The organism is Methanoregula boonei 6A8 (assembly GCF_000017625.1).
GTDB lineage: Archaea > Halobacteriota > Methanomicrobia > Methanomicrobiales > Methanospirillaceae > Methanoregula > Methanoregula boonei.
On record NC_009712.1, the window covers coordinates 2,163,782 to 2,183,699 of the forward strand.

General features: G+C 55.9%; 21 protein-coding genes. 10 read left to right on the forward strand and 11 right to left on the reverse strand.

Going from position 1 to position 19,918, the window contains the following annotated elements:
- Positions 1–111: 111 nt before the first annotated feature.
- From MBOO_RS10895 to cutA, 7 genes are all read right to left on the reverse strand, one after another.
- Positions 112–945, reverse strand: a complete 834-nt coding sequence (locus MBOO_RS10895) for a hypothetical protein (protein ID WP_048068461.1) — start codon at positions 943–945, stop codon at positions 112–114.
- Between the two features lie 58 nt (positions 946–1,003).
- The gene (locus tag MBOO_RS10900) at positions 1,004–1,855 is read right to left on the reverse strand and encodes a thiamine pyrophosphate-dependent enzyme (protein ID WP_012107660.1); all 852 of its coding nucleotides are present in this window, start codon (positions 1,853–1,855) and stop codon (positions 1,004–1,006) included.
- Positions 1,852–3,513 carry a 2-oxoacid:acceptor oxidoreductase subunit alpha gene (locus MBOO_RS10905; RefSeq protein ID WP_012107661.1) on the reverse strand — a complete coding sequence of 554 codons (1,662 nt, stop codon included), beginning with the start codon at positions 3,511–3,513 and terminating at the stop codon, positions 1,852–1,854. Before MBOO_RS10905 ends, MBOO_RS10900 begins: the two co-directional genes overlap by 4 nt.
- A gap of 94 nt (positions 3,514–3,607) precedes the next feature.
- The gene (locus MBOO_RS10910; RefSeq protein WP_012107662.1) at positions 3,608–3,997 is read right to left on the reverse strand and encodes a response regulator; all 390 of its coding nucleotides are present in this window, start codon (positions 3,995–3,997) and stop codon (positions 3,608–3,610) included.
- Between the two features lie 132 nt (positions 3,998–4,129).
- Complete coding sequence (locus MBOO_RS10915; protein WP_012107663.1) at positions 4,130–4,411, reverse strand: DUF1894 domain-containing protein; 282 nt, start codon at positions 4,409–4,411, stop codon at positions 4,130–4,132.
- A complete protein-coding gene (locus tag MBOO_RS10920; protein WP_012107664.1) occupies positions 4,399–4,893 on the reverse strand; it encodes a DUF1890 domain-containing protein in 495 nt (164 codons plus the stop codon). Before MBOO_RS10920 ends, MBOO_RS10915 begins: the two co-directional genes overlap by 13 nt.
- Positions 4,894–4,958: 65 nt before the next feature.
- A complete protein-coding gene (gene cutA / locus MBOO_RS10925; protein ID WP_198324432.1) occupies positions 4,959–5,303 on the reverse strand; it encodes a divalent-cation tolerance protein CutA in 345 nt (114 codons plus the stop codon).
- Between the two features lie 116 nt (positions 5,304–5,419).
- Between cutA and MBOO_RS10930 the strand changes: the two genes are divergently transcribed.
- From MBOO_RS10930 to MBOO_RS10950, 5 genes are all read left to right on the forward strand, one after another.
- Entirely contained in the window at positions 5,420–6,568 is a 1,149-nt protein-coding gene (locus tag MBOO_RS10930) for an LL-diaminopimelate aminotransferase (RefSeq protein ID WP_012107666.1), read from the forward strand.
- Positions 6,565–7,857 carry a diaminopimelate decarboxylase gene (lysA, locus tag MBOO_RS10935; protein WP_012107667.1) on the forward strand — a complete coding sequence of 431 codons (1,293 nt, stop codon included), beginning with the start codon at positions 6,565–6,567 and terminating at the stop codon, positions 7,855–7,857. Before MBOO_RS10930 ends, lysA begins: the two co-directional genes overlap by 4 nt.
- A gap of 15 nt (positions 7,858–7,872) precedes the next feature.
- Positions 7,873–9,180 carry a nucleic acid-binding protein gene (locus MBOO_RS10940; RefSeq protein ID WP_012107668.1) on the forward strand — a complete coding sequence of 436 codons (1,308 nt, stop codon included), beginning with the start codon at positions 7,873–7,875 and terminating at the stop codon, positions 9,178–9,180.
- A gap of 90 nt (positions 9,181–9,270) precedes the next feature.
- The gene (gene radA / locus MBOO_RS10945) at positions 9,271–10,248 is read left to right on the forward strand and encodes a DNA repair and recombination protein RadA (protein ID WP_012107669.1); all 978 of its coding nucleotides are present in this window, start codon (positions 9,271–9,273) and stop codon (positions 10,246–10,248) included.
- Positions 10,242–10,940: a phosphoglycolate phosphatase gene (locus MBOO_RS10950; RefSeq protein WP_012107670.1), complete on the forward strand. Its 699-nt coding sequence runs from the start codon at positions 10,242–10,244 to the stop codon at positions 10,938–10,940. The genes radA and MBOO_RS10950 overlap by 7 nt, the downstream gene beginning before the upstream one ends.
- Here MBOO_RS10950 and MBOO_RS10955 read toward each other — a convergent pair.
- Positions 10,922–11,176, reverse strand: a complete 255-nt coding sequence (locus tag MBOO_RS10955; RefSeq protein ID WP_012107671.1) for a PRC-barrel domain-containing protein — start codon at positions 11,174–11,176, stop codon at positions 10,922–10,924. The genes MBOO_RS10950 and MBOO_RS10955 overlap by 19 nt on opposite strands.
- A gap of 174 nt (positions 11,177–11,350) precedes the next feature.
- A complete protein-coding gene (locus MBOO_RS10960) occupies positions 11,351–12,229 on the reverse strand; it encodes a CBS domain-containing protein (protein WP_012107672.1) in 879 nt (292 codons plus the stop codon).
- A 61-nt stretch (positions 12,230–12,290) separates the two neighbouring features.
- Here MBOO_RS10960 and MBOO_RS10965 point away from each other — a divergent pair, with 61 nt between their 5' ends.
- The gene (locus MBOO_RS10965; protein ID WP_157677690.1) at positions 12,291–13,268 is read left to right on the forward strand and encodes an NOG1 family protein; all 978 of its coding nucleotides are present in this window, start codon (positions 12,291–12,293) and stop codon (positions 13,266–13,268) included.
- On the opposite strand, the gene MBOO_RS10970 is transcribed toward MBOO_RS10965, so the two are convergent.
- A complete protein-coding gene (locus MBOO_RS10970) occupies positions 13,209–14,189 on the reverse strand; it encodes a presenilin family intramembrane aspartyl protease PSH (RefSeq protein WP_012107674.1) in 981 nt (326 codons plus the stop codon). The genes MBOO_RS10965 and MBOO_RS10970 overlap by 60 nt on opposite strands.
- 66 nt (positions 14,190–14,255) lie before the next feature.
- Here MBOO_RS10970 and MBOO_RS10975 point away from each other — a divergent pair, with 66 nt between their 5' ends.
- The 3 genes from MBOO_RS10975 (at position 14,256) to MBOO_RS13220 (ending at position 17,711) form a co-directional block, all read left to right on the forward strand.
- Positions 14,256–14,570 carry a hypothetical protein gene (locus MBOO_RS10975; protein ID WP_012107675.1) on the forward strand — a complete coding sequence of 105 codons (315 nt, stop codon included), beginning with the start codon at positions 14,256–14,258 and terminating at the stop codon, positions 14,568–14,570.
- 36 nt (positions 14,571–14,606) lie between these two features.
- On the forward strand, positions 14,607–15,608 hold the full coding sequence (gene fen, locus MBOO_RS10980; RefSeq protein WP_012107676.1) for a flap endonuclease-1: 1,002 nt from the start codon (positions 14,607–14,609) through the stop codon (positions 15,606–15,608).
- A 120-nt stretch (positions 15,609–15,728) separates the two neighbouring features.
- The gene (locus tag MBOO_RS13220) at positions 15,729–17,711 is read left to right on the forward strand and encodes a hybrid sensor histidine kinase/response regulator (RefSeq protein WP_012107677.1); all 1,983 of its coding nucleotides are present in this window, start codon (positions 15,729–15,731) and stop codon (positions 17,709–17,711) included.
- 499 nt (positions 17,712–18,210) lie between these two features.
- On the opposite strand, the gene MBOO_RS10990 is transcribed toward MBOO_RS13220, so the two are convergent.
- A complete protein-coding gene (locus MBOO_RS10990) occupies positions 18,211–18,762 on the reverse strand; it encodes a protease inhibitor I42 family protein (RefSeq protein WP_012107678.1) in 552 nt (183 codons plus the stop codon).
- A gap of 145 nt (positions 18,763–18,907) precedes the next feature.
- Here MBOO_RS10990 and MBOO_RS10995 point away from each other — a divergent pair, with 145 nt between their 5' ends.
- The gene (locus MBOO_RS10995) at positions 18,908–19,843 is read left to right on the forward strand and encodes a cation diffusion facilitator family transporter (RefSeq protein WP_012107679.1); all 936 of its coding nucleotides are present in this window, start codon (positions 18,908–18,910) and stop codon (positions 19,841–19,843) included.
- Positions 19,844–19,918 lie beyond the last annotated feature (75 nt).

Consider the following 19,918-nt stretch of genomic DNA (forward strand, 5'->3'; position numbering starts at 1 on the left):
AAAAATTTGGTTAGGTGGGAATCAATCAGGTATGTCAGCCATTCTGAATACGTCTTCACGATTCTTTTCACGTGTGGGATGACCACTCTCCCGGAAGGGATACGATCCCGTCTACTGCTGTGGCAGCAGAATGGTTGTATAATGCCGGGCAAAGTACCAGTGTACGGCCACGAGGGACAGGACCACCGCAGACCCGCAGGATATGCCCACAGGACTTAGCGGAACTAGATATGCCGGATCGATAAGAGAGCTCAGCGCAGTTGAAAGGCAGAATGTGACCACGATTACAGTCGCGTAGATATCCCGTACGGCAAAGAAAAAAAGTGCAGAGATACAGCCAACCCCAAAAAAAGCACTGATGAAAGTCTTGAGATCCGGGCCGGCAAACAGTGCAGAAAGGGCAAGCGCAAAAATAACTGATGTCACTATAACCCCGGCTATGACAGAGACCGTTATACCTTCACGCCGTACGTATGCCTGGATGTGGGTTCCAACAAGTCCCCAGCAGATCATAACTGCTGCAACAGTAACCGGAAGCATGAGGAAAAAAAGTGCCACACTCTCCGTTGTTTCAGGCCCGCTCCCAGGAAGACCGGTAAACAGAGAGACAATGACGCATGTTATTGCAGTAAAGCCTACGGCAATTATCGTGCGGCGCGCAGAGCGGAATCCAATCTGGAACATATTAACCGCTCCTGAGAGGAAGGTGGCCCGGATACGTACAACCGGTACGACAATCCCCACAAGAATACCGGCAAGTACCGTGTACAGGACAAGAACCAAGGGGTTGGCATGCTGGAAAAGGTGGGTTGTGCCCGCAAGGAGAAAATTTTCCAGCAGCCAAATAAGAACAATCACAAGCGGGATAAGAACCAGGCTGACAGGAGAAGACTGCCGGGAGCCCGGTTGGATCACGTTTGCAGGATCGGGTTTTGAAGTGTCCATGCTCCTCGCCATTAGGTGAGCACCCGGTGCCTGATGTGGTGCCGTGCAGGAATAAAAATCACTTCGCAGCCTCGAAAAGGTCTCGGACCCGGTTCATACGCTCATCCTGTAGAATATGGTGCCAGACGGGAAGGCGCTCATCGAAGGTGGGAAGGACCTGCTCATAGAATGTCCCCAACGCAATTGGGGCATCAAGATTATAATCCCACTCCCTCGCCCTGGTGCATGCCTTCCCAAAATCACGGGTGTCATGACCTGCGAGATCATACACATGGGACTGGTAATACTCGGTCATGTTAAAGAAACTCGCGCAGATCTGGAGAACATCAATGAAGGCGAACCCCTTGTGTGCGATCCCCTGCCGGATCAGCTGTCCCAGTTGCGACATCTTTCTTGTATATCCCCGTGCGATGTAGGTGGCACCGCTTGCAAACATCAGCTCCAGGGGATTAAATGGATATTCGGCGGTCCCTGAAGGGGTGGATTTCCCTTTAAAGCCGAGTGGGGATGTAGGGGTATACTGGCCGGTAGTAAGGCCGTAGACCCGGTTGTTGTGTACTATCATCGTGAGATCGATGTTTCGCTTGGCTGCAAAAATCAGGTGATCAAGCCCTTCCGCATACGCGTCCCCATCGCCAGCACAGCAGATCACAGTGAGGTCCGGGTTTGCAAGTTTTAGGCCTGTTGCTACCGGGATCGTCCGCCCATGGAGGGTGTAGACGGTATTGATGTTGAGGTAATCGGCAATCTTCGCATGGCAGCCGATACCGGAGACAAGCACCACATCGTCAAGGGATCTGCCCTCCTTCTCCATGTCGGTAAGGATATCCTTGAGCGTGTGCTGGATCGAGAAGTTCCCGCAGCCCGGGCACCAGGTGTTCTGCACCGGGGTGATCAGATTCCGGGTCATAACGTGAGAACCTCCTGTACCCGCCGCTTCAGTTCTTCCGGGGAGAATGGTCGGCCGTCATATTTGAGGATCGTATCGTCCAGGTTCCTGCCATGTTCTTTCACCAGCGACACCAGCTGCCCGGTTGCGTTCTCTTCGACAGCGATCAGGCGCTCTACCCCAGCGCAGGCATCAGCGAACTGCCGGTCCGGGAACGGGGAGAGTACCACTGGCCGGATCACCCGGAGACCCAGATCAGTGGCCACTTCGCCACAGGCATTCCCGACCGATCCCCAACAAAGGAGTGCAACCGGAGCATCCTTCTTCCCCCCGGTACTAATGCAGGGGAGCCGGTTCAGCTCTTCCCTGAGCTCCTCACCTTTGCGTGCACGCTTGTCTGCCATCTTTGCTACAAGGGCGGCCTCTTCTGTGGTAATCCCGTCCTCATCGTGGGCATAGCTGTTTATCTTGACCGTGGCGTTTTTCCTGCCCGTGAATGCCAGCGGGGAAATTCCCCCCTTCGGCGCATCAAGATACCTCCGATAGGTTCCCTGGCCGTCCCAGAGAGCAGGCTCGGAGACTTGGAGATCGGGAAGCCGGTCCGGATCGACACTATAGGATCCCTCGGAAAGTGTCTTGTCCACAAGAATAAATGCCGGGATCTGGTATTTCCACGCCAGGCGGAGCGCGGCTGTCGACCAGAGGTAGGCTTCACCGGGATCGGCAGGTGCCGCAACCAGCCGGGGAAACTCTCCCTGGCCGGCATGGAGCACGAACCGGAGATCGGCCTGCCCGGTGTAGGTAGGGAGACCGGTGGAGGGCCCGGTTCTCTGGGAGACCACGATCACGATGGGGATCTCGGCCATCCCGGCAAACGAGAGCCCTTCCGTCATCAGGCAGAACCCGCCGCCCGATGTGCCGACAGCGGTTTTTGCCCCGGCGATTGCGCTTCCCAGTCCCATCAGGATGACCGCGATCTCGTTTTCCGGGTGAATAACCCGCATCCCGAGCTGCTCTGCATTGCCTGCAAGGAAGTGGAGAAGGGTAGACGATGGCGTCATCGGGTAGGCAATATATGTATCCAAGCCGCCTGCCGCAAGACCAAGCCCGATGGCCTCGTTCCCGGAGAGCAGGCTGCATGCCGGGCCGGAAAGCAGGGGGATCGGACGGAAGGTCTGCACCAGCGTGTAGGCCCTTTTGGCAACCCGGAGATTCTCATCTGCCGCCTTCTGCATATGCCGGTGGAAGACCTTTTCGACGATCTCCCAGGGAATCCCGGCGGCTTTGGCAAATGCCCCGATCATCGCAGAGTTCCCGGTGATGGGCGGTGCAGCCTCCTCTTTGAGGATTGCATTTACAGGAACAGCTTGACCCCGGGGAAGCGATTTTACCATATCCTCATTTGCCACGAACGTGCAGTCCGGGCACTGCGGGAGGTGGAGGGCAACAGTTTCCTGGTTGAGCGCCACCAGGTAATCGATATGGTTGTTGCAGGCACCGACCGGCCTATCTGCAGCGCGTACCAGCGCATAATTGTGCCCGCCCCTGATGAGCGACGGGTAATCGGTGTACATATATACAAAATAGCCCATGTGGTTGAAGAGCTGCGCAATCATTGCCCCGGCATTGCTGATACCGTCACCTGCCCTCCCCCCCACGAGCACGGATAGTTCCGTCATAGTCGTGTCCCTTTCACATCTCTGATCTTTCGGGGAATGGTATATAGGTTGGGATAGTGGCGGAGCCTCAGGGGGAGGGCAGATTAAAACAAAACTACTTCTTCTGGATCATGCTTTCCAGGAGTGCCTTCATCTCATTGATCCGGTAGGGCTTGGTAAGCCTGCCGGAAAAACCGTATTTTGCATATTCCTGCATGACCGGGTCGTTGGTATAGCCGCTTGACACCACGGCTTTTACCTCCGGGTCGTAGCTGCGGAGTTTTTCTATGGTTTCCTGACCCCCGAGCCCTTCTGGAATCGTGAGATCAATAATAACGAGATCAAAAGGCTGGCCTGATTCTTTGGCCTGCCTGTACATCTCAATTGCCGCACCGCCTTCCTTGGCAAAGGCTGCATCGTACCCAAGAAACCGGAGCACTTCGCGGGAAACATCCAGGATGATCTCCTCATCATCTACCAGAAGCACTTTTCCTTTACCTGCCACACACACTCCCTCTCGATGTATACTTCACGCAGGCGTACTATATAGTTTCCCCCGTATGCAATACGCAAAAGGGCAATCTCCCGCACGTGGCTTTTTTATCTCATCTGTTCGGTGTACCGGGACACCCGGCGGCTACCGGCTTTTTTTCAGGGCACGCAGACGCGTGGCCTCTTCTGCATCCTCCACCCGCAAGAGGAAGGTTCCGTGGCAGGGTTTGGTATAAGGAAAAATGACAAAGTTTCCATCGATGCCGACGGCGATTGGGGGTACTCCGATAGTGTGGACATCGAAGATCTTGAATCCCGGTTCGACATCGATCGATTCGGAAAAGTGGCTCTTGATGTACTCCCGGCACTCCTTAAACGAAGCGTCCCTCATGATGACCTCGTAGGGAAGAGATTCTACGCAGCCCATGACGGTGCCACCTCGTCGATTATCTTCTTTATGGGCAGGGGATTGTGTACGGCCTTTACGGCAATCTTTGTGCAGGGGAAGGTGATCTGGGCAGCCATCTCCTCCCAGTGTTCGCCGTAGATCACCGGGAATATTTTCGCTTTCGAGATCGCTGCCATGGTCGCAGCATAACTTACCCCGGCATCGTTATGGATAAAAACAAAGCAGAGGTCAAAATCCCGTTTCTTGTCGGATATCTGGGCAATCGCACGATCAAGGTCCATGACCTCTTTTAAGTAATGCCTTTTCGGATCGGCAACCACAAGAAGGGTAATGGCCGCCTTGTTCCCGGCAATCACCGGGGCTATGCCAGCCACGGATAACTTATCTGCCAGGTACAGCGCAACACTCGTCTGCACCGGGACCTGCGGGCAACCGAGGACAAGGACTGCAGTCTTCTTTGTCTGCGGTGCTTCCCCGGCAATGGTATCGTTCCCTGCCATGCTCACCTGTACAGCAATGTGCCGGGGGATGGAAAAACCTTCGCCTCGTGGCCATGCGGCCCCCGTTACTTTCTATCGGTTTCCGTGTACACCCAGTCGAGGTACAGCGCGTGGCCGGCGATAACCGGCAGCGCGATAATCTCCGGGACCTCGTACGGATGCTCTGCTTTTACCGCAGCAATAGTGGCCTGCACAAGGCCTTTCCTTGTCTTGAGGATAAGCAGGTCCTCTTTGTCGTCGCAGGATTCGCCTTTCCAGCGGTACAGGGAGCGTACCGGGGTGATATTGGCGCATGCGATAAGATGTTTTTCAAGCAGGCTCTTTGCCAGCGCTTCGGATTGTGACTGCGGAGCGGTCACGTACAGGACGCAGATCTCCATATTTGTCTCCGTTCCGGGTCCGGCCTCCATGGGTGAGATGTTGCCATTCCCGGCAGATAAGGGTATACGACCGGGCCCCGTAAGTCATCGGGATATCCCGTGAGAGTTACTTTCTAGTAGCGCCCGCTCCAATGATAGGTACACGTATGTACTCAGCACGCATGAGCAATCTCCCTCCGTACCTTTTTGCACGGATTGACGAGATGAAAGCAGAGCAGCAGAAAAAAGGCGTGGATATCATTGACTTGGGCGTCGGCGACCCGGATCTTCCCACCCCTCCCCATATTGTGGATGCCCTCTGCACCGCCGCACGTGATCCAAACAACCATCACTATCCCTCGTATGCCGGGATGCCGGCTTACCGCGAGGCCGTTGCCGGTTGGTACCATAAGCGGTTCGGTGTTAAGCTCGATGCATCACGTGAAACCCTTGCCCTGATGGGCTCCAAGGACGGGATCACCCATATTGGCGAGGCATTTGTAAATCCGGGCGATTACGTGCTTGCCCCGAGCCCCGGCTACCCGGGGTACTCGACCGGCACCCTCTTTTCAGAAGGGAAAGTCCACGAGATGCCACTGTTACAGAAAAATAATTTCCTCCCGGTCCTTGACGATATCCCGGAAAAGGTTGTCCGCACGGCAAAGCTCATGTTCATCAACTACCCCAACAACCCGACGGCTGCCATTGCCCCGCTCTCGTTCTATAAGGAGGTTGTGGATTTTGCTGCGGACAATAACATCGTTGTTGTCTCGGACAACCCCTATTCTGAAGTTGCCTTTGACGGCTACAAGGCCCCCTCGTTCCTGGAGGCAAGAGGCGCCATGGAAGTTGGGATCGAGATGCATTCACTCTCGAAAACCTACAACATGACCGGCTGGCGGATCGGCATGGCTGTCGGGAATCAGGAGATCCTCTCCGGTCTTGGCCGGGTCAAGACAAATGTCGATTCCGGAGTTTTCAACGCCGTCCAGTATGCGGCGATAGCTGCCCTATCAGGCCCGCAGGACTGCGTGAAGGAGGCCTGTGCGATCTACCAGGAGCGCCGGGACGTGCTCGTTGCCGGGCTCCGCGACCTCGGCTTTGACGTGCCGGCCCCGAAGGCGACTTTCTATGTCTGGATGCCGGTAAAGGATTGCATGTCCTTTGCGGCAAAACTCCTCAATGAGGCCGGTATCGTGGTCACGCCGGGCATCGGTTTTGGCTCCGCGGGCGAGGGCTATGTCCGGTTTGCGATCACCCGACCGGTAGAAAGGATACACGAGGCCATAGAACGGATGCGGAGGCTTTCCCTGTGAAACTGCCATCGCACATTACAATCAGGGACGGACATCTGCACATAGGGAGCCATGACTGCGTCACCCTCACGGCAAAGTACGGTACCCCGCTCTACGTGACAAGCGAGGACCGGATCTGCGAGCACTTTACGGCATACCAGTCAGCCCTCTCCAGGAGATACGCGAAGGTTCAGGTCCTCTTTGCAGCAAAGGCAAACGGTAACCTTGCGGTGATGAGGGCGCTCGCCCGGCTCGGCGCCGGGGCGGACGTCTTTTCCTCAGGTGAACTCGCGCTTGCCCTCGAAGCAGGGATGCCGGCGTCAAAACTGCTTTTTAACGGCAGCTCAAAAACTCCAGCCGACCTCGCCCTTGCGGTAAAACACGGTGTGAAGGTTTCGCTCGATTCTCTCGACGAACTTCACCAGCTCGATGCAATCGCTGCAAATGCAGGAAAAGTTGCAGAGATCTCATTTCGGGTCAACCCGGCGCTCGAAGTCCCGACTCACCCGAAGATCGCCACCGGCCTTGCGACAAGCAAGTTTGGGATCCCGCATGAGCAGATCCCGGCGGCATACAAAGAAGCGCTTGCCTGCAAAAACGTAAAACCCGTCGGAATTCACTGCCATATCGGTTCGCAGATCCTCGATGTGGTGCCGTTTGCAAGGGCGGCCGAGGTCATGGTTAGGATCGCAAAAGAGATTTCTGACATAGGAGTGAAATTAGAGTTTCTCGACCTCGGGGGCGGACTGGGAATTCCATACCACCACGATACAGACCCGGCACCGACTCCCGAGGACTACGCGGCTGCAGTCATGCCGGTTTTCCTTGAAGGGATCGAGAAAGCAGGCATCACCCCCTCGCTCTGGGTTGAGCCGGGCCGGTTCCTTGTCGCCGACTCGACCGTGCTTCTTACCCGGGTCAATTCGACAAAGGCCGCCCACAAGAGGTTTGCCAACGTTGATGCAGGGTTTAACCTGCTTATCCGGCCCGCAATGTACGACTCCTATCACGAGATTATTGTCGCAAACCGTGCGGACGCCCCGCACACCACTGAGTACACCATAACCGGGCCGATCTGCGAGACCGGGGATATCCTTGCTGCCGACCGGAAACTCCCGGAGCTTGCGGCAGGAGATCTCATTGCGGTGCTGGATGCCGGTGCGTACGGGTATGCGATGTCCTCGCAGTACAATGGCCGGCCCCGCTGCCCCGAGATACTCATCCACGGGAAGGAGGAGACGCTCATGCGGCGTCCCGAGACACTCGCTGACCTGACCAGCGCTATGGTACATCCCCCCTGGCAGCGGTAGGGCCGGGAGGCTGTTGTGGTACTCTTCCACTATGCGCTGGTCGACGACCTCATCAGCAAGGAAGAATTCGAACGGCGCGTAGAAGAAAAGATCGAGGAATGCGGTGACCTCCTTGATGAGCCGACTGCAGCAATGCTGGTTGTCGGGGCACTCGGGAGACAGCATGTCAAGATCCGGGCCCTCTCGGGAAAATCCAGTCTTTTTTGCTTTTTTGCACGGGTGATCGATAAGACCGAGCCCAAAGAATTTGACCGCAAGGATGGCGAGAAAGGATGGGTTGCCACGCTCCTTGTAGGCGACGAGACCGGGACCACGCGGGTCGTTCTCTGGGATGAACGGGCGGGGGCGGTACTTGAGATCGCCATAGGGGACGTGCTGGAGGTGATCGGGAGGCACCCGGGAAAGAGCATGCACGAGATCTATGCCCTTGCCCTGCGGAAGGCTACGTGCGAGATTACCTGCACTGCAACCGTAGGTATGAGCGGGACCGGGTTATCATCAGAACCGGTGGATCTCGAAGCAATCCTGATCGGTGCAGAGATGCCCCGCTCATTTACCCGCCGCGATGGGACCACAGGTGAGATGCGTGAATGCCTCATCGGTGATGCAGAAGGGACTGCCCGCCTTGTCGCGTGGGCACCGGATCACCTCATGGGCATCCCTCCGGGCAGCACGGTCCATATCCATGGGGCAAAGCCCGATCGCCGTGCGGAGGGTCGGGCATACAGCATTGATGAGACAAGCACGGTGAACCTCTCGGATTCCACCGTAACCATCCCTTTTACCCCGCTCGGATCGGTTGCTGACGCTGGGCAGTACTCCGTTACCGGTGAAGTAAAGGCCGCACAGGAGCCCCGGGCGTTTACCACAAAGTCCGGTAACCCGTCCTGGGTGAGAAACATCCGTATCAGCGACGGGACGGAAGAGCTCGCAGTCGTGCTCTGGGGGGAACTCGCACTCCAGCCGCTCCGATCCGGTGACAGGGTCGAGATCTATCACGGGTCGGCCCGGGCCGGACGCTTTGGTGGGATCGAGCTAGGCGTGGGCAGGGGAAGCGTTTTCCGGCTGCCGCAGGAAGCGCGGCGGGAGATCACGTTTACCGGGACGATCATTCCCGGGAACGGGGGCACGTTCATCGACAACGGAACCGAGCGGTACCTCATCACGGGCGAATACCAGCCCGGCGCTGAGATCGCGGTGACCGGGGTGCTTGCCGGCAGCCGTATTATCCCTGCAACCGCAGTGCCGGCCGGGAAGACCCCCAAGGAGCTGGCCGGTCGCCTCGCCGCCTTAATTGCACGGATTGACGCTCCCCGCACATGAGAGACTACCAGTTCACTTTCGCCCCCCGCACGGCTCCGGGTTATAAGGGTCATGTTAAAATGTTGTTGTGCCATAGGAGATGTACAAGAAATGGCTGAAAAAGCACTGGAAATAGAAGATTTACCCGGAGTCGGGCCAAGCACCGCTGACAAGCTTCGCGAAGCAGGTTACCTTTCCGTTGAGAGCATTGCAACGGCTTCACCAGCTGAACTCTCCGAGATCACGGAGATCTCAGAATCAACCGCAAAGAAGATCATTAAGGCAGCCCGCGAATCTGCAGATATAGGAAGTTTCCGGACCGGAAAAGACATCTTCGAGCAGAGGAAGGAAATCAGGAAACTCTCGTTTAGGGTCCCGGAACTCGACGCACTCATGGGTGGCGGGCTGGAAACGCAGGCAATCACCGAAATGTACGGTGAATTCGGTTCCGGTAAAAGCCAGGTCGTCCACCAGATGGCAGTCAATGTCCAGCTTCCCGAGGAGCAGGGGGGTATGAACGGCAGCGTGATCTATATCGATACCGAGAATACGTTCCGTCCCGAGCGTATCGAGCAGATGGTGGCGGGCCTGGGTATCGATGATATCCCGGACACCCAGGAGTTCCTGGACAATATCCATATCGCCCGGGCCCACACCTCCGATCACCAGATGCTCCTTGTGGAGAACTCCCGAGATCTCGCAAACGAACTCAAAGGGAGCGAAAAACCCGTAAAACTCTTCATCATCGACTCGCTCACCGCCCATTTCCGGTCCGAGTACGCCGGCCGGGGCACCCTTGCCGCACGGCAGCAGAAACTCAACCGGCATATGCATGAGCTCTTCAAGCTCATTGATGAGCACAACGCCGTAGGCCTTGTCACAAACCAGGTCATGTCCAACCCTGCGGTCTTCTTTGGGGACCCGACAAAACCTATCGGGGGGAATATTGTCGGCCACACCGCTACGTTCCGGATCTATCTCAGGAAGAGCAAGGCCGGCAAACGCATCGCCCGCCTCGTGGACAGCCCCAACCTTCCCGAGGGTGAAGCACCGTTCATGGTAGAAGAGGCGGGACTCAAGCCGTGTTAAGTGCGATCCTCACCGATGTTGACGGGACCATAACAGATTCTGCCCGCAGGATAGATGTCGGGGCGATTGAATCCCTCCGGTCACTTATAGACGACGGTATTGAGGTTGTCCTCGCGAGCGGGAATACCGCCTGCTTTATGGATGCACTCTGCAAAATGATCGGGACCAAAGGATCCTTTATCGCGGAGAACGGAGGGGTGTACCGGATCGGGTACACCGGATCTCTCCACATCAACGGTGACCAGCACGTCTGCCGTACTGCTCTTGAAGCAGTACAGGCGTATTACCGAAAGAAAGGGATCGAACTGGATCTCTACAATCCCACGTACCGGTATGCTGACCTGGCTTTTGCCCGTACGGTCCCGGCAGAAGAAGTAAAACAGGTACTTGCCGGCCACGCGGTACAGGTAATCGATACCGGATTTGCCATCCATCTCCAATCCGAAGGCGTCAGCAAGGGAACCGCCCTTCTTGCCCTTGCACGCGATATGGGGATTTCCCCCAAAGACTTTTTTGCCATCGGCGACGGTATCAACGATGTCCAGATGCTTGAATGGGCCGGCCGGGGTGTGACGATTGCCAATGCCCATCCGGCAACAAAAGCGGCAGCATCTGACGTTATGGAAGAAGCAAACGGGACTGGCTTTGTACAAGCCGTAAAAAAGTATAGGTCTTACCTGCGGGCAAGGTAGCGATCAACGACGATGTAGTCCTTGATATCTTTTACCGCTTCAAAGGGTACGACCAGAAGGTTTCCTTCCTCCAGATTGTACCCTTCGGTGACAAAGGACTGGTCCGGGTGGATGATCAGGTCAAGGACCTGTCCGGAATCAAAATCAACTCTCAGGTTCTTGAGCGTCCCGATCAGCTTGCCATCATTACTCATGATCTTTTTTCGGGAGAGGCTGCGGGCGAATGTTCGAGTCATAAAAAAAATGACGATGTATAAATATATAAACTGTTCTGAAATGGAGGGGGATAACAGGTTATTTTGGGGATTTAATCTGATATTCTCGCTCTTTTGTGTGCGTGGCCCACGCTAGAGGGATATACAATCTCACAAAACCCTGTGGTCATTCCACCCCTCATGGAGAGCACACGTTCAGAGAGACGGGAAAACCCGGAGAATATCAGACTGGGTCAGGATACCCACCGGCTTCCCGTCTTCCGTCACTACCAGGCGCCCGATCTCACGTTCCTTGAAGCGCCGGATTACATCGAAGAGCTTGATATCGGAAGGCGCCTGAACAACATCCCGGGTCATCACGGACGGGAGGGGCGTATCAAGCGGCAGGCCCTGGTCAATGACCTTTACCACATCACTCATAGTGACTATGCCGGCAAGGTTCTCGCCATCAAGCACCGGCGCACCATGGATGTGGTGCTTGTGAAAAAGGGAGACTGCATCCCGTATAGTCTGGGAAACGGTAAGCGCCTTTAAAGGGGTGCTCATGTAGGATTTTATCGGCTGCTTGGGAAGCGAGATCATCTCCGATGTGGCAATAAGAAGCGCCTGCTTTACCTCGTCTTTCCCGAAAACCTCCCCACGGAGAAGGAGCTTGTTCACCGGTGTCGGGCCGATCGTGATCCTGTCACCTATCTCGAAGATCTTGGCACTGCCAACCAGTTTGATCACGGCATGACAGATATCCGGATGACAGAGAGTGGTAAAATCAATCTCCTGGACATGGGCCCCCTTGATAATCTCACCGTCGCGGCTGATCGGGACATCGTAATCCCCTTCGGAGATGTTCAGGTTGAGCTCCTTGTAGGCCAGCTGGGTGGGGATATACCCCCCTTTAGGGCCGGGAACACCGTCAACAAGACCGATCGCCTTCAACGACTGCATCTGGTTCCTGACCGTACCCGGATTCCGCAGGATCATGTCTGCGATCTCCTCACCCTTGATAGAATGGGATTTCTGGTGGTAGAGGGTGATGAGGGTGATAAGGATATCCTTCTGGATCAGGGACAGCTCCATAACGATAAGACGTATAACACTCTATGGATATATAGGTTGGAGTTTTGTGGAATTCGAACGGATGCCAACAGTGCCCACTGCAGATGAGATCCTTGATCGGAGCTTTCGCCGTGCAGCAAAGAAACGTAAAGAGAAGCTCAATAAGGACCGGGCAAACGAGGAGTTTGTAAGGGCGGTCGGTGCAGCAATCCATGACCGGCTGGTCTATATCATCCGGGGGTTCCCTGAGTTTGAAGAGATACCTCCTTTTTACCGGGAGATGGCCGAGATCCTCTACGGGGTAGATAAGATCAAGCAGTCCCTTGGGGCGGTCGGATGGGCGGCCAAACACACCAAAATGGTAGGCCACGAGATTGCGGTGCAGACCAGAAAGGCCACTGATACCATGGTATACCGGAAGCGTGCGGTGGCCCGCCTCGCCTCCATGGTCCACCAGATCAACAAGGACCTGCTGTTCTTAAACGAAGTCAGAAACACTCTTCGGAAACTGCCCCATATCGAGGACGCGTTCACGGTTGTGATCGCAGGCTACCCCAACGTGGGTAAGTCCTCGTTTATCCGGCTCGTCTCATCGGCAACGCCCGAGATCGCGTCCTACCCGTTCACGACAAAAGGCGTGATTGTCGGGCTTCGCGAGGAGGGCCGGATCCGCATCCAGTTCGTGGACACGCCCGGCATCCTTGACCGTCCCGCAGAGGAAAGAAACCCCATCGAGAGGCAGGCGCTCTCAGCGATGATGAACGTCGCAAGCGTGATCCTCTTTATCCTCGACCCGTCGGAGCACTGCGGGTACCCGATGGAGATGCAGCTGCGCCTTTTGGATGAGGTAAAGGGCATGGTTAGGGTCCCGGTGATTGTCGTCGCGAACAAATCCGATATTAAGGTCGCCGCGGGTTACCGCTCCATGTCCACGGAAACAAAAAACGGGGTTGATGAGGTGCTCGCCGAGCTCCTCTCACACCGCAAGGCCTGGGAAGAATCACACAAAGCCGATGAGAGCCCAGCCAATGAGAAAACCGACGATAGTCCCGCCGTTTAACGGGGGCAGGCCGGCCTGCGGACGACCCGACATCACGAAGTGAAGCAGGACCACAAGGCCGCAGATCGAGCCGAGGATCGCCCCGAGCACTGGCAGATTGAGGATCCCGAAGTATTTTGTCCCATGGGTAAAGACCCCTGCGGAGACAACGAGGATCGAGGGCATAATGAGGTCGCCCATCCCTATAATGAACGCCGAACGCTCCCCGCCATCAGCTATCTTCCCGATCCCCTCTTTAATAAACGAGTAGTCGCGTTTTTTTGGAATCACAAAGAGGATCGGGGTCTTTAAGTCCATGACACCCTCGGCAAGGGTGATCATGTGCTTGGTCTTGTACACCGAGATCGCATCGTAGACCGCGAGGATCACAAGGAGCAGAACGACTGGCCATACATCAAGCGACGCCCCGAAGATCGCGGCCACACCGGCGGCAAGGAGAATTCCCAGCAGGTCAATCACGTACCATTCGGGGTACTTGTACAGCAGCAGGGTGGCAAGGGCGGCAAGGATAAGGACAAGGGCTGTTGCCGCAATCGTGCTTGCGGTTGTCGAATAAACAAGGACTGCCGGCACCAGGTCTTCCCACCAGGCACCGGTTCCCGACACCGTAATGTTTGCCGCAGCGTAGACAAGGGCCGCAAAGACAAAGCAGAAGGTAAAAAAGATCGAGAGCCCGATGATGGCCGCGATCAGTTTCTTCAAGGCATATTTTATCAGGATCAAAAGGACGATGGTAAAGCCGAGGATCATCGCAAGGAAGATGAACGGGTTTGCCACAGACTCGGGATCCTGGAATGCAACAAGGCCCGCAGACTGGACCGGGGCAGCGAGCAGAAGGGCGCCGAGTTCGACTATAATAAGGAATATCGGCATCACTATGAGGGGCATGGCATCTTTGAGCCGGGCAAGTGTCGTGTCCATGGTGTTTCTGTGCTCCGCGAAAGGGGATAGTTAGCTTAATGATGTGCGCTCTCATCATCTAAAAGCATGGACATTCCCGAGTATCTCCCCGACATCGTGCTTACCGGCGTCATGGTCATCTCGACCCTCTTTCTCATCCTCCGGTTCTGGCAGGATCTCATTATTGCCATTGCCGCGGCGCTCATGATGCTCTCGCTTGGCGGGCTCTTTTTATCCCTTGAGATTAAGGTGAGGAACCTCGAGAAGAACGTGATTACCCGGGAGCGGATGCTGCGCACGAACCTTGAGGAGATATCAACGGCAATGAACGAAAAGTACGACAAAACCTCGGCGCACCTCGACGACCTGGTCGGCGAGCTCACGAAAAGGGCCTACAAATAAGTGTGGTTTCTGCACAACCACGAGATGAGATAAGCCATGGGTGTAGCACTACGGGATATCCTTGCCGATTACAAGACCCCGGTCACCTGGGAGGGACTCTCCGGGGTGGCGGCGGTTGATGCAAACAACACGCTTTACCAATTCTTAACCATCATCCGACAGCCGGACGGAACGCCGCTGATGGACGCCAAAGGCCGGGTCACCTCCCATCTCTCGGGGATACTTTTTCGGATGGTCAACTTCCTTGAAAAAGGGATAAAGCCGGTCTTTGTCTTTGACGGGAAACCGCCCGAGCTCAAGCAGGAAACGAACGCGGAGAGAAAGAAACTCCGTGACGAGGCGGGGGAGAAGTACAAAGAGGCAGTTGAGCGGGGCGATGAGGAGGAGGCATACAGGCAGGCCCGGTCAGCGACCCGGGTGGATGAAACCATTATTGCAACCTCAAAGGAGCTCCTCGATCTCCTGGGAATTCCGTACGTGCAGGCTCCTTCAGAAGGCGAGGCGCAGGCGGCATTCATGGTGCAGCGGGGCGATGCACGCTTTGCAGTCTCGCAGGACTACGATACCCTGCTCTTTGGCGCACCGCTCCTGATGCGCAACCTTACCGTGAGCGGGAAGCGCAAGATCCGGGGCCGAGCCGTAACTGTCAATCCCGAACGCCTCGTGCTTTCCGAAGTGCTCTCCGGCCTCTCCCTGACCCGGGAGCAGCTTGTGGAAGTCGGCATCCTGGTCGGAACCGATTTTAACCCGGGTGCGGCCGGTGTGGGGGCAAAGACCGCACTCAAGATTGTAAAGAGCGGGGGGTTTGCCCAAAAACTCGCCGAGAAGTGCCCGGGCTTTGACCCGGCGCCAGTGGCCGACTTTTTCCTGAAGCCGCCGGTGACAACGGAGTACGAGCTTGCGTGGGGCCACCCGTGCGTGGAGGGGATCAAAAAGATGCTTTGCGACGGGTACGACTTTGCCCCGGAACGGGTTGATGCGGCACTCGAACGCTACTCGGCAAAGGCAGGTCAAAAGACGCTGGAAAGCTTTTTCTAAAGGAGCAGTGCCGGTACCCAAAAAACGGTATTTTCCGGTAGTTAAATCGGGATGGCTGCAAATTTTGGATTTTTACCCCCTCCATATTTTTATATAGCATAGCCCGGGATACACATTCTCATGGACGCAGGTGTCGAAAAACCCCGTATTTCGGTCCTGTACGTGGACGATGAACCCGGACTGCTCGAAATAGGGAAGCTGTTCCTGGAGGACAACGGGGATGTCTGCGTTGATACCGAAACCTCGGCCCGGACTGCACTTGTAACCCTTGAAAAGACCGCGTACGATGCCATCATCTCGGATTACCAGATGCCGGAGATGGATGGTCTTGCGTTCCTTGTGGAAGTAAGAAAACAGTTTCCTGAGATTCCATTCATCCTTTTTACCGGCCGGGGACGGGAAGAAGTGGTGATCGAGGCGATCAACAACGGGGCCGATTTCTACCTCCAGAAAGGAGGAGAACCCATGTCCCAGTTCACTGAGCTTGCCCATAAGATCAGGCAGGCTGTGCGCCGGAGAAAGGCAGAACGAGCCCTCGAGGAGAGCCGGGATTATCTCAACCTGATATTTTCCTCGGTTAAGGCGGGGATTCTCGTGATCGATGCTGTAAGCCACGGGATTGTGGATATCAATCCCGCGGCAGCCGAAATGATCGGGCTCCCGCGGGAACAGATCGTCGGGAAAAACTGCCATAAGTATGTCTGCCCTGCCGAAACAGGAAAATGCCCGATCACCGATCTCGGCCATTCCGTGGACAATTCCGAGAAGATCCTTATCACGGCAGAGGGAAAACACATACCGATCATCAAGTACGTTACCACGGTCATGCTCTCCGGAAAACCCTGCCTGCTTGAGACCTTTATCGATAATACGCAAAGAAAGCAGGCAGAGCAGGATCTCCGGAAGGCTTACGACGAACTCAGGATGCACCAGGAAGAGATCCAGGCTGCGTACGCCGAACTTGCCGGAAACGAACAGATCCTTATGCATGATTATTCCACCCTTATCGAGAGCGAGCGGAGCCTCAAGGAGAGCGCGGAGCAGTTTAAGACCCTGTTTGATTCAGCAAACGATGCCATTTTCGTGGTTTCGGACGGCGTGTTTGTCCGCTGCAATGCCCGGACACGGGTCATTTTCGGCTGCTCCGATATCTCTGAGGTCCTTGGACACTCCCCGGCGGAATTTTCTCCCGAGTTCCAGCCCGATGGTACGAGGTCCATGGAACGGGTCAGGGAAAACGATCGGGCCGCGCTGGAAGGGATCCCGCTTTTTTTTGAATGGGTACATACCCGGCGCGACGGGACACCCTTTTATACAGAGGTGTCGCTCAATGCCGTGGAAATTGGGGGGGAGATGTGCGTCCAGTCAATCGTGCGGGATATCTCGGACCGGAAACGAGCCGAGCAGGCTGCTGCACTTGCAAGCAGGAAGCTGTTTATGATGAACGAGTTTACCCGGCACGAGATCACCAACACCATCACCGGCCTTTTGGGGCTGGTGGATATGGCGTACGGTATGCCGGCGGGCGAGGGTCGCGACCAGTTGAACCGGGAGATCAAGGGACTCGTTGTCGATATACAGAAACAGGTGGCGTTCACCAAGGAGTACCAGGAGGTCGGGGTCAAGGAGCCGCGGTGGCAACAGGTGCGGGAGATGATCCCGACCTCTTCCCGGCCGGGGATCCACGTCTCCCCCTCACTCGATGAGGTCGAGATCTTTGCCGATCCCCTGGTGGCCAAGATCTTTACCTATCTTGCCGAGAACGTGGTACGCCACGGTGAGCGGGCAACACGGATCACCATCGGGGCAGAGCAACACGGTTCCGGCCTGAAGGTTATTGTTGAGGATAACGGAGTCGGGGTGCCCGAAGCCATGAAGGCCGCAATTTTCGAGAAGAAGATTGGCGAGCGCAAAGGAATGGGCCTCTTTTTAGTCCGGGAGATCCTCGGGATCACCGGGATTACGATTGAGGAGACCGGAACGTTTGGCAAGGGGGCACGCTTTGAGATCCGGGTGCCGGAGGGAGGATTCCGGTATGGGAAGAACGGGAAGGCCGTAGCGGTGGAAGAGAAAATACCGGAGGGGGTGCCGGAGAGATCGTGAGGGGGATCCCCCCTCAAAAAAATTGGTCACCCCCCTCCCCCCACGTAGCGTTCCGCAAAAAAAATGATCGGTCCGATCGATTTCAAAATCGGTCGGGGTGACCTCTTTACTTCCAGTATCGCAACATGTGCCTCCACTGGAGGTTCCGGCGAGACGGGGTGATCGGTCCGATCGTTTCTGAAATTGGCCGGACCAACCGATTCCGGAATTGGTCGGGGCGGCCGCTCTTGCAGCAGTATCATAGGTAGCCCCCTCCCCCCACTTGCTGCTCCGCTAAAAAATTGATCGGACCGATCGACCTCATAATCGGTCGCCCGGCCCTTTGCTCGTGCAGGGAGAAACCATGGTTCCGAAAAAAGCCTGATTTTGCAGCTGAAGATTAAAAGAAAAAAGATCGGGTTTGTTGGATTCCCTTTCGCGAAGGTACCCTGCCCTGGCTTTTTGGGATTAAAGCAGGGAAGATTCCCTCAAATTCCCAAAGAGAAGGTTACTGCCCCGTTCACTTCGAGGTTGCCTCAATCACGATGCTGAAGGTGTTGGCAGCGGATGACGGACCTTCCCAGGAACGCATGTAGACCGCCTGGAACGTGTACGTGCCCACCGTGTCAGGCGCAAGGAGCCACTCGTGGTACCCGCCGGCCCCGATCAGGGAAGAGTTCGGCGCAACATAGGTATCCGAGACCACGGAGAGGCCTTTTGAAACCGTGGCGTTCCACTGGTATCCCGTAGTCGGGTTCTCCGCGAGGGTGACAAGAACCTGGTTGCTGGCCGGGATGGTCAGAATATCCCCGTTCGATGAGCTGTTCACCGGAATCGTGGTTGCTGAATTGCCGGAAGTGGTGGGTGTTGGTGTCATGGTCTGTACAATGGAGGAGGTAGTCGAAATGGCCGTTGCTGCCGGTACGCTGGCAACGGGTGTAGTCGCCACAGGAACCGCCGTGGCAGCCGGTGTGGCCGGGGCGGGTGCGGCATTTTGCGTGCATCCTGCAATTACAAGGGCTGCAAGGATAAGGGTGCAGCACAGCGCCCCCATAACGTAAGATTTCCTCATTCTGGTCACCTGTTAAACAAACAGGTTATCGCGCGAATTTTTAATAAATCTGGCGATAACTACGATTCCTTTTGCAGTCAACCATCGCGCCCGGAAAAAAACGATCTCCCTTTTAGCCTCCCGGCCCAAACATCTCCGGGATCCTATGAGTGAGGGTGCGGGAGATATCAGTACGACCCCGGGGGCCACCGCTTCAAAAGAGAAGACGGTTGTATTGAGCCTCCTCTGCGACATCGGGCTCTGGCTGCCTGAGATCGCCGCGGTCGTCCTCTCTGGTTCTGTGACTCTCTTTGCCGATGTCATGAAGGATGGCAACGAGATCCTTGCCACGGTCTTTGCGCTTGCCATCCTCCTCAAGATGAAGAAGGGAGGTGAGTTCAAATACGATTACGGGATGGGCAAATTCGAGACGTTCACCCGGAGTGCCACCGGCGTGGTGATGCTGGTCTCCATCATTATCATATTCTTTGCCGCATTCCACCGCATCTTCGTCCCCGAACCCCTCCAGACTGCAGGAGCCTACCTCGCCATACCCTTAATGGTCATCTCTGCCATCATCGATACGTACCTCTGGAAGAAAAACTACCGCATCTCCCTTTCTGATCCCTCGCCCATCATGGAGGCCCAGTGGCGGCTTCGGCGGACCAAGTCATTTGCCGATATCGCAGTCCTGCTCTCGCTGGTGCTCTCGTTTGCCCTGATCGGCTATTCCTGGTCCACCTACATCGATCCGGTGATCTCATTTGTGATCATCGGCTTCCTCCTCATTGCAGGGTTCCGGGAGATCTCCTCCTCACTCCCCGATCTCTTCGATAAAACACTCGAAGAGGAACTCCAGATCGTCATCCTCCACGAACTTTCTGCCTTCTTTACCGAGTACGAAGGGTTCTACGGGGTCCGCTCCCGAAGGTCAGGCAGCAAGATCTATATCGATATCTTTCTTGGATTTGACCCCGGGCTCAGGATGGGCGAGGTGCAGGCCACATGCGACCGGCTCAGGGCCGCCCTTGAGCAGAAGATTTCCGGCAGTGTGGTCTCTATCGTCCCCACCAGTGAGCCGGCAGGACCGGCGCACAGGTAACCTTTTTCCACGGCTACAACAGGTGGTTTCTCCTCCCCGGGGGCGAGGGGATGTTTCACCGGAAAAGAAACTGTT

Bases quoted from the DNA above. Each gene is read 5' to 3' on its own strand.
- MBOO_RS10915 (WP_012107663.1), bottom strand. From the start codon at position 4,411: ATGGGCTGCGTAGAATCTCTTCCCTACGAGGTCATCATGAGGGACGCT.
- MBOO_RS10960 (WP_012107672.1), bottom strand. From the start codon at position 12,229: ATGGAGCTGTCCCTGATCCAGAAGGATATCCTTATCACCCTCATCACC.
- MBOO_RS10965 (WP_157677690.1), top strand. From the start codon at position 12,291: ATGCCAACAGTGCCCACTGCAGATGAGATCCTTGATCGGAGCTTTCGC.
- fen (WP_012107676.1), top strand. From the start codon at position 14,607: ATGGGTGTAGCACTACGGGATATCCTTGCCGATTACAAGACCCCGGTC.
- MBOO_RS10995 (WP_012107679.1), top strand. From the start codon at position 18,908: ATGAGTGAGGGTGCGGGAGATATCAGTACGACCCCGGGGGCCACCGCT.
- MBOO_RS10930 (WP_012107666.1), top strand. From the start codon at position 5,420: ATGTACTCAGCACGCATGAGCAATCTCCCTCCGTACCTTTTTGCACGG.
- MBOO_RS10895 (WP_048068461.1), bottom strand. From the start codon at position 945: ATGGACACTTCAAAACCCGATCCTGCAAACGTGATCCAACCGGGCTCC.
- MBOO_RS10955 (WP_012107671.1), bottom strand. From the start codon at position 11,176: ATGACTCGAACATTCGCCCGCAGCCTCTCCCGAAAAAAGATCATGAGT.
- MBOO_RS10970 (WP_012107674.1), bottom strand. From the start codon at position 14,189: ATGGACACGACACTTGCCCGGCTCAAAGATGCCATGCCCCTCATAGTG.
- MBOO_RS13220 (WP_012107677.1), top strand. From the start codon at position 15,729: ATGGACGCAGGTGTCGAAAAACCCCGTATTTCGGTCCTGTACGTGGAC.
- MBOO_RS10905 (WP_012107661.1), bottom strand. From the start codon at position 3,513: ATGACGGAACTATCCGTGCTCGTGGGGGGGAGGGCAGGTGACGGTATC.
- MBOO_RS10920 (WP_012107664.1), bottom strand. From the start codon at position 4,893: ATGGCAGGGAACGATACCATTGCCGGGGAAGCACCGCAGACAAAGAAG.
- MBOO_RS10990 (WP_012107678.1), bottom strand. From the start codon at position 18,762: ATGAGGAAATCTTACGTTATGGGGGCGCTGTGCTGCACCCTTATCCTT.
- MBOO_RS10900 (WP_012107660.1), bottom strand. From the start codon at position 1,855: ATGACCCGGAATCTGATCACCCCGGTGCAGAACACCTGGTGCCCGGGC.
- MBOO_RS10975 (WP_012107675.1), top strand. From the start codon at position 14,256: ATGGACATTCCCGAGTATCTCCCCGACATCGTGCTTACCGGCGTCATG.
- cutA (WP_198324432.1), bottom strand. From the start codon at position 5,303: ATGGAGGCCGGACCCGGAACGGAGACAAATATGGAGATCTGCGTCCTG.
- radA (WP_012107669.1), top strand. From the start codon at position 9,271: ATGGCTGAAAAAGCACTGGAAATAGAAGATTTACCCGGAGTCGGGCCA.